This window comes from Reyranella sp., from assembly GCF_050185545.1.
Classification (GTDB): domain Bacteria; phylum Pseudomonadota; class Alphaproteobacteria; order Reyranellales; family Reyranellaceae; genus Reyranella.
In genome coordinates this window covers 1-8267 of record NZ_JBFWZI010000090.1, presented here as the reverse complement: position 1 = coordinate 8267, position 8267 = coordinate 1, and the positions used below count along the sequence as shown (strand labels likewise).

The 8267-nt window shown below is 66.9% G+C and carries 10 protein-coding genes and 1 pseudogene; all 11 read left to right on the top strand.

Annotated elements, in window-relative coordinates; all coding sequences use genetic code 11:
* A partial coding sequence (locus AB7O82_RS21950) for an SDR family NAD(P)-dependent oxidoreductase (RefSeq protein ID WP_428620184.1) occupies positions 1-779 on the top strand: 779 nt, incomplete at its 5' end.
* Positions 780-782: 3 nt separating this feature from the next.
* Complete coding sequence (locus AB7O82_RS21945) at positions 783-1682, top strand: polysaccharide deacetylase family protein (RefSeq protein WP_428545249.1); 900 nt, start codon at positions 783-785, stop codon at positions 1680-1682.
* A gap of 15 nt (positions 1683-1697) precedes the next feature.
* Positions 1698-2636: a polysaccharide deacetylase family protein gene (locus AB7O82_RS21940; protein ID WP_428620182.1), complete on the top strand. Its 939-nt coding sequence runs from the start codon at positions 1698-1700 to the stop codon at positions 2634-2636.
* Positions 2637-2650: 14 nt separating this feature from the next.
* Complete coding sequence (locus tag AB7O82_RS21935; RefSeq protein ID WP_428620180.1) at positions 2651-3466, top strand: ABC transporter substrate-binding protein; 816 nt, start codon at positions 2651-2653, stop codon at positions 3464-3466.
* Complete coding sequence (locus AB7O82_RS21930; protein ID WP_428620179.1) at positions 3463-4419, top strand: FecCD family ABC transporter permease; 957 nt, start codon at positions 3463-3465, stop codon at positions 4417-4419. Before AB7O82_RS21935 ends, AB7O82_RS21930 begins: the two co-directional genes overlap by 4 nt.
* A gap of 44 nt (positions 4420-4463) precedes the next feature.
* Positions 4464-5195: an ABC transporter ATP-binding protein gene (locus AB7O82_RS21925; protein ID WP_428620178.1), complete on the top strand. Its 732-nt coding sequence runs from the start codon at positions 4464-4466 to the stop codon at positions 5193-5195.
* Positions 5192-5617: pseudogene (locus AB7O82_RS21920) on the top strand (DUF6925 family protein); the annotation flags it as partial. The gene AB7O82_RS21925 and the pseudogene AB7O82_RS21920, both read left to right, overlap by 4 nt.
* Positions 5618-5881: 264 nt before the next feature.
* Complete coding sequence (locus AB7O82_RS21915) at positions 5882-6181, top strand: DUF1244 domain-containing protein (RefSeq protein WP_428620199.1); 300 nt, start codon at positions 5882-5884, stop codon at positions 6179-6181.
* A 298-nt stretch (positions 6182-6479) separates the two neighbouring features.
* Positions 6480-6752 (top strand): DUF2312 domain-containing protein, encoded by a 273-nt coding sequence (locus tag AB7O82_RS21910; RefSeq protein WP_428545237.1) that lies wholly within the window; start codon positions 6480-6482, stop codon positions 6750-6752.
* Between the two features lie 68 nt (positions 6753-6820).
* Positions 6821-7972 (top strand): YncE family protein, encoded by a 1152-nt coding sequence (locus tag AB7O82_RS21905; protein WP_428545234.1) that lies wholly within the window; start codon positions 6821-6823, stop codon positions 7970-7972.
* The coding region (locus AB7O82_RS21900) for a tripartite tricarboxylate transporter substrate-binding protein (RefSeq protein WP_428545231.1) at positions 7969-8267 on the top strand (299 nt) is incomplete at its 3' end. The genes AB7O82_RS21905 and AB7O82_RS21900, both read left to right, overlap by 4 nt.

Sequence of the window (8267 nt, the reverse complement as noted above, 5' to 3'; positions counted from 1 at the left end):
TCGTGGCTGAAGGTCCAGGCGGTCGGGTGGCCGGCAAGGTCGCTGTCGTGACAGGCGCTGCGGCAGGGCTCGGACGGGCGATCGCGCTGCGACTTTCGGAGGAAGGCGCCGTTCTGGCGATCGTCGACACCGACGCCAAGGGCCTCGCCGAAACCGAACATCTGATCAAGCAAGGCGGGCGGCCGGTCCGGGCGACAGTGGCCGATGTCACCGAGGAGGCGCCCGTCAAGGACCTGTTTTCCGTCACCCTCGCCGCGCACGGGCGCATCGACATCCTGGTCAACGATGTTGGCGGCGGGCTGTCCGGCCGCATCTGGGAAGCGAAGGTCGAGGATTGGGATTTCGTCATGCGCCTCAACCTGCGCTCGGCGTTCCTGTGCACGCGCGAAGCGACCCGGCATATGCGCGAGCGTCGCGCCGGCCGGATTGTCAATCTGTCCTCCGGCTCGCGCGAGGGCACGCCGTGGATGGCGTACTACACCGGCAATTCGGCCTATGCCGCAGCCAAGGCCGCCATCCACGGCTTCACCCGCAACGTCGCGCTGGAGATGGCCGAGTATGGCGTGACCGTGAACGCGGTGGCGCCGGGGCCGATCGAGACGGAAAAGAACCGCGCAAGCTTCCAGGCGCTCGAAGGGCTGGAATACGGGCCGACCCGGGCGACACCGTTGCGCCGGCTGGGAGCGCCGGCGGATATCGCCAATGCCGTGCTCTATCTCGCTTCCGACGAAGCCAACTATGTCACCGGCACGACGCTTGCCGTCGCAGGAGGTCGCTGAGTCATGTCCTCGCAACATCTCGACCAGGAACTGGCCAGTCTCGGCGCCAAGGCCGCCGACTACGCCGCACGCCATCAGATCATCGACAGGATCACGTGGCCCAATGGGGCGCGTGTCGCTGTGAACTTCACCGCCGACTTCGACGCCATGCTGCTGCGCCGCTTGCTGAACGAACCGCCGATGCAGCTCGCCAAGGGCGAGTTCGGCGGCCGGGTCGGCATCTGGCGTCTGATCGAGCTGTTCAACCGCCATGGCATCAAGGCGACGATCTTCACGCCGGGCCGCATCTGCGAGCTCTATCCGCAGGCAGTCAAGGCGGCATCGCAAAGCGGCCACGAGATCGGCGATCACATGTGGGAGCACCGGGTGCCGGATGACGCTGTGCTGGAGCGCGATCATCTCGAGAAGGCATCGTCGGCGATCGAGAAGCTGACCGGCCGCCGGCCGGTCGGCACGCGCAGCTGGCACACCCGCAGCCTCCTGCGCGACAACGGCTTCATCTACAACTCGCACGACACGCCCGACCATCGCCCGCACTACATCAGCGACGCGGACGGCTCACGACCGCTGCTCAACCTGCCGTTTCATCTCGCCATCGACGACGCGATGTTCTTCAGCTTCACCTGGCTCGGCAGTGAGAACGAGGCGCAGCGCATGATGGACCCGGACCACGTGTTCGACATCTGGTGGGCGGCCTTCGAGCGCGAATACCAGCAGGGCGGCTATCTCAATGTCTGCCTGCATCCCTTTGTCTCGGGTCGCGCGCTGCGCATCGCCATGCTCGACCGGCTGATCACCCGGATGAAGAGCCTGCCCGGTGTATGGTTCCCGACCTGCGAGCAAGTGGCGCGGCATTGCCTCGAGACCAATCCGCCACGGCTGTCGAATACGCGCGTGCACTGACAGGGAGGGCAGGCCATGCCGTGGAAGGATCGCTACACGATCAGCGACGAAAGAAGTCTGGTCGACTCGGAGATCAGATGGCCGGATGGACAGCGTTGCTGCTTTCGCGTGGTCGTCGATCTCAGCCCGCCCTGCGGACCCGATGGCATCACGCCGCGCGACGTCGCCAGTCCCGATGCGTACTTCGGCATGCATGGCGGGCTGGATTCCCTGTGCGAGACGCTCCGGCGCTACACGATCCCGGCGACCTTCGCGGTGCCGGCCGTGATCGCGGAAGCCCACGCCGACAGAATCCGCACCCTGCATACCCAAGGCCATGAGATCGCCGCTCACGGCTTCAAGCACGAGGACGTGAGCAGGCTCGACCGCGACGAGGAGCGCGCGCGCATTCAGCGTACGACGGAGATCCTGACCGCAGTCACGGGCGAGCGGCCGGCGGGCTGGTTTTCGCTGCCGCGCCCCGGCGACAAGTTCGCTGGCGGCAGCATCAGCGACGCCACCATGGATCTGCTGATCGATGCGGGCTACGCCTACTTCGGCAACGGCCTCGCCGACGATGCGCCGCACTACTGGGTGACGGACTTCGCCAGCCGTCGCACCATCCTGGCGTTGCCGTACTACTACCATTTCGACGACCAGTTCTTCCTGATGTTCCCCAAGAAGGGCACGGGGCTGGAGAATCCCGGTGGGCTGTTCCGCAACTGCAGGGCCGAGCTCGACGCCCAGTACAAGCGGGGTCGCCAGTTCAGCCTGACCTTGCACCCACACGGCATCGGCTGGCCGAGCCGCCTGCATATGCTGGAGCAATTCTTCGATCACGCGCGTCGTCTGCCGGGCATATGGTACGCGACGAGCGCGGCCTGCGCGCGGCATTGGACGCGTGCGTTTCCGGCTAGCACGCATCTCAAGCTCGAGGCATCGATCTGGCGCGACTATCCGGGCAGCCTGAGCTGAGCCTGGGCCCGACAATGAGGCGGGCTTTCGTCGTGCTGGTGCTGACGCTGTTGACGAGTGTGCCCGGCTGGGCACAAGCGCCGAGGCGCGTGGTCAGCCTCAATCTCTGTCTCGATCAGCTCGCCTTGCGGCTGGCGGCGCCGGGCCAGTTGGTCGGCGTCAGCCATCTGGCGCGAGATGCGCGTCTTTCCGTATTGGCCGGACAGGCGCGCAGCATAACGGCGGTGCGCGCTGGCGTGGAATCGATTCTCGACCTGCGACCGGATCTGGTGATCTTCGATTCGGCGGCGCATGTGGGTATCAAGGCCCTGGTGAGTCGCGCCGGCGTGCCGATCCTGGAAGTACCATGGGCTGCAACGCTCGAGCAAGCCGAGGCGCTGATCGAGCGCATGGCTGCCGCGCTCGACCGCCGGGAAGTCGGCCGGGCTCTGATCGATGACATGCGCAGTCAGCGCGACGCGCTTGCCTGGCGCGGGCCGCCGAAGGCAACGGCGGCGATCCTGCAGGCCAACGGGGGCACGACCGGGAGAGGGAGCCTGATGGACGAGCTGCTTCGTCTGGCGGGCTATCGCAACCTCGCAGCAGAGCTCGACATTCCGGCTTATGGCCGCTGGTCACTCGAGGCAGTGCTGGCCGGGCAGCCCGATTTGCTGGTGCTCGATGCCGAAGCGAACCTCGATCCGGCGCGGGCTACCGAGTTCGTGGATCACGCTGCCCTCAGGATCATGGCGGGCCAGGCGCGCGTCGTGTCTGTACCAATGCGGTACTCGCTCTGCGCGGGGCCGGAGAATTTCCATGCCGTGCGCCTGCTGTCCGAGGCGAGGCCGTGAGATTCTGGTCCGCTGCCGCGGTGCCGGTGCTTTTCATCGCCTCACTGGCGATCGGCCCGGTGTCGTGGCCATGGCGCCTCGGCAGCGACGTCGGCTGGACCATCGTGTGGGAGCTTCGCGTTCCACGCGCAGCCCTCGGCCTGCTGATCGGCGGTGCGCTCGGCTTGAGCGGGGCCGTCCTGCAAGGATGGCTGCGCAACCCGCTGGCCGAGCCCGGCGTGATCGGCATCTCGGCGTGCGCCAGTTTCGCCGCCGTGGGCGCTTTCTACAGTGGTCTGGCCGCGGCCGTTTCCCTTGCTTTGCCGCTGGCGGGAATCGCCGGCGCGGCGGTTGCCGTCGGATTGCTGGCGGTGGCGGTCCGGGCAGGCACGGGAACGGTGTCGCTGCTGCTGATCGGGGTGGCGATCAACGCCATCGCCGCCGCGCTCATCTCGCTGGTCCTGGCATGGTCGCCCAATCCGTTCGCGTTTCAGGAGATCTGGCTGTGGCTCGCAGGCTCGATCGCCGATCGCGACCTGCGCTACCTCGGCATCGCGATGCCCTTCATGATCGCCGGCGCGGTGATCGTGCTGGGCGCCGGACGCTGGCTCGATGCGCTGTCGCTCGGCGAGGAGACTGCGCGCAGCCTGGGTGCCGATACGAAATCGCTTGGCCTGCGCCTGACCTTGGGGGTCGGCCTGATGGTCGGCGCCGCGACGTCGGTCGCGGGCATGATCGGCTTCGTCGGCCTGGTCGCACCGCATCTCGTGCGTGCGAAGGCCGGTTTCAGGCCCGGGGCGACAATGGTGCCGGCCATGCTGGTCGGTGCCGCGCTGGTGCTCGCAGCCGACATTTTCGTGCGCCTGTTGCCGACCGCCCATGAGCTGCAGTTGGGTGTGCTGACCTCGCTGGTCGGCGCGCCCTTCCTGGTGCGCGTGATCCGCCGGTCCCGCGCGACTTGGCTCGCGGCATGAGCCGCTTGGCGGCACGAGGCGTGGCTTGCCGCCGGGGTGATCGGGTGATCCTCGACAGTGTCGATATCGTGCTCGAAAGCGGGGCGGTGACTGCGCTGGTCGGCCCCAACGGGTCGGGCAAGACAACATTGCTGCGCCATCTCGCCGGTCTTGATGCACCGGCGGCCGGGCAGGTCGCGCTCGATGGCCAGCCGCTCGCCGCCTTGGGCGCGCTCGTGCGGGCGCAACGCATTGCCTACCTTGCACAAGCGGCAGCGGTGTATTGGCCATTGCTGGGGCGCGATGTCGTGAGTCTCGGCCGGCTGCCGCACGGTGCGGATCTCAGCCGCCCGCTCGCCGCGGCGGATAGCGCGGCCGTCCAGCGGGCGCTTGGGCGCGTCGACGGCATGGCCCTTGCCGGACGCTCCATCGATACGCTCTCGCAGGGCGAGCGTGCGCGGCTCATGCTGGCCCGCATCCTGGCGACCGAAGCCGAGGTCGTGCTGGCCGACGAGCCGGTGGCCAATCTCGATCCGGCCTATGCGCTCGACGTCATGGCCGTGCTGCGCGCCGAGGCCGCGCGCGGCGCCGTCGTGGTCGTCAGCCTGCATGACCTCGGTCTCGCTGCGCGCTTCGCCGATCGTGTAATCGTGCTGGCAGGCGGCCGGGTGACGGCGGACGGACCTGCATCGGAGGCGCTACGACCGGTAGTGATCGACGAGGCTTATGGTATCGGTTTCCGCACCGTCGAGGTCGATGGAGTCGCCCAGGTCATTGCCTGGAGTCGGCGGCCATGAAATGCGAGGAGATCGCGGGCGATCGGCGCGATATCGTGCGCCGTTTCTTGGCCGAGCCGGCCACCGGCTGGAGCGTCGGCACCTGGGGGGCGATCGGCGAGTTCCAGTACGATGCCGGCGAGCCTGATCTGTCGGTCGACCTGGAGGCCCTGTCGGTGATCACGCTGCGGGGCGCCCTTCATGTCGGAGATCTCGCTGGCGCCAGGCTGTTTCGCATGGTCGATGAGAATGGCCACACCCGTGAGATCGCGTGCTGCACAGCGCGCCAAGGCGCGCGGCGGACGGTCGTGCACCAGCTTGATGACACCTTGTTCGATCTCGGCATCGGCGCGCCGCATGTCGACCTGCTGGTACGGTTGAGATCCGATGACTCGGCGACCTTTGCGGCGCTGCGCGACGGCCTGGGCCAGCCGCTGCTGGCGCCCGGCAAATCCTGCGGCGGCGGCCATTGCCCGGGCGAGCCCGACGCGCATCTTCGTGTCGGCGCTGGCGCGGCTCGAGGTTCATCAACCGATCCCACCGCTTGGCGGCCGCTCGCCGGCAGGGCCGCACAGTCATCTCCTGCCGGCCCATCTCGGCGAGGGTCGGGAGCGGGCTCCCGAATCGCCGCTGCCGACTGGTTTATACTGCGGTCTCAGCCTATATCCCCGGACACGACTTTGACCGAGCGTTCCCAGGAGACCGCCATGGACGACAAGAACCGCACCGAGCTCGAAGCCGCCGCCTTTCGCCGGCTGGTGGCGCATCTGCAGCAGCGCACGGACGTGCAGAATATCGACCTGATGAACCTGGCCGGCTTCTGCCGCAACTGCCTGTCGCGCTGGTACCGCGAGGAAGCCGGCACCCGCGGCATCGAGATCGCCGATCCCAAGGCACGCGAGATCGTCTACGGGATGCCGTACGAGGAGTGGAAGACCAAGTACCAGAAGGAAGCGAGCGGCGAGCAGAAGAAGGCCTACGACAAGGCGCAGCACAAGCACGGGTAGATGCGCCTCTCTCGGATCCTGTTCCTCCCCCGTCATACGGGGTCATATGGGGGAGGTGCCCCGTCATACGGGGCGGAGGGGGAAGGCTTCGGTCGAGATGCCTCGGATTCCGACGTCGAAATTTCATGAATCTCGCGTGAGGCTCTCCCCCTCCGGCCCTACGGGCCACCTCCCCCGATTACGGGGGAGGAGAGTATTGTGCCGTCCCCGTTATCCCCATCATTAGTCGCAGCGCCGTCATTGAGTAGACATGGCTGCCGCTCCTATGGTCCGCGCGACAGGATCAAGGAGTGGTGACATGCCGGACGGAAGCGCCGTTTCCAAGAAAGCCAAGGCTGGGCCGATTTCGGCCGACCGGTTGAAGAGCTTCGTGGAACGCATCGAGAAGCTCGAGGAGGAGCGCAAGGCGATCGGCGGCGACATCCGGGACGTCTACAGCGAGGCCAAGGGCGTCGGCTACGACGTCAAGACGATGCGCAAGATCGTGTCACTTCGGGCGATGGATTCGGCAGACCGCGCCGAGCAGGAGACGCTGCTCGACACCTACAAGCATGCGCTGGGCATGGTCTGACAAAGTGCGCTAGGGTCCCTCCACGGCTCGAATTCTCCGATCAACGGAGCCAGCCGGGGAGGAAGGCCATGCGAACAACCGTCACGATAGGAGTCTGCATTGCGTTGAGCGTTGCGGCTGCGTCGGCCAAGGCGCAGCTCGCTGTCTCGTCGAACGACCACAAGATGAAGCAGGAGAACGGCGTCACCGGCACCATTGCCGACCCGCAACCTGATTCCATCACCATCCTCGATCTCGGCGCCGTCCCGGTGAAGGTGGTCGGCACGATCGCCAACGTGCCCGGCAGCGTCGTCGGACCGCCAACATCGGTCGCCGTCACGCCGGACGAATCGCTGGCGCTGGTCGCCTCGTCGACGATCATCGACCCGGCCGACAAGACGAAGACCAAGCCCGACAATCGGGTCAGCGTGATCGATCTCAAGGACCGCAAGGTCGTCGACACGCTCAACACCGGGGCGGGTGCGGCCGGTCTGTCGATCACCAAGGACGGCAAGCGCGCCTACGTGTCCAACCGCGCCGCCGGCTCGGTGTCGATCCTGGCGATCGACGGCAAGAAGGTGACCTTGGTGAAAACGGTCGACCTAGTGCCGGCGGCGGCATTGCTGAGCCATGTCGCTGTCGCGCCCGACGGCGCAACCGGCGTGGCGACGCGCAACGGCGATGCCAAGGTTGCCGTACTCAAGCTCGGACCGGACTCGGTGAGCGAAAAGGCAACCCTTGGCGTGGCGCCGAGGCCTTATGCCGTATCGATCACGCCCGACGGCAAGTATGCCGTAGTGGCGAGCCTCGGCGACCCCAAGGGCAATGGCGTCTTCACCGTGATCGACATCTCGGGCGACTCGCCCAAAGTCGTCGGTACGGTCGACATTGGCCACGAAGCCCTCGAGGGCGCCATGATGTCGAACGACGGCAAGTGGGTGGCGGGCGTGGCTCATGGCGGCTCGACGCGGCCCAAGGAGGCGCCGCAGCACAAGCCCAACGGCATGGTCGTGCTTTATCGCCTTGACGACGGCAAGCTCACCAAGACCAGCGAGGCGGCGATAGGTGCCTGGTCGCAGGGCGCCTCGTTCTCCAAGGACGGCAAGACCATCGCGGTGCAGAACATGATCCAGAAGAACATCCAGGTGTTCAAGAACGACGACGGCAAGCTCACCGACACCGGGCAGAAGATCGATACCGGCGGCGGCGCCGCCGCCATTCGTGCGTCGACCGACCGATGAGGCGACGTACGCTCATCCTCGCCCCGCTCGCCGCGACCGCGGCCAGCGGGGCGATCCAAGCGCAGACCTTCCCGTCGCAGCCGGTGAGGGTCGTCGTGCCGTTTCCACCCGGTGGCGGCACGGATGCGCTGGCCCGCGCCATTCAGGAGCCGATGCAGAAGGCGCTCGGCCAGCCGGTGATCATCGACAACAAGGGCGGCGCCGGCGGCAACCTCGCACACGAGTTCGCGGCCAAGCAGCCGCCCGACGGCCATACCGTGCTGTTCAGCAGCAACAACCAGATGCTCTACCCTTT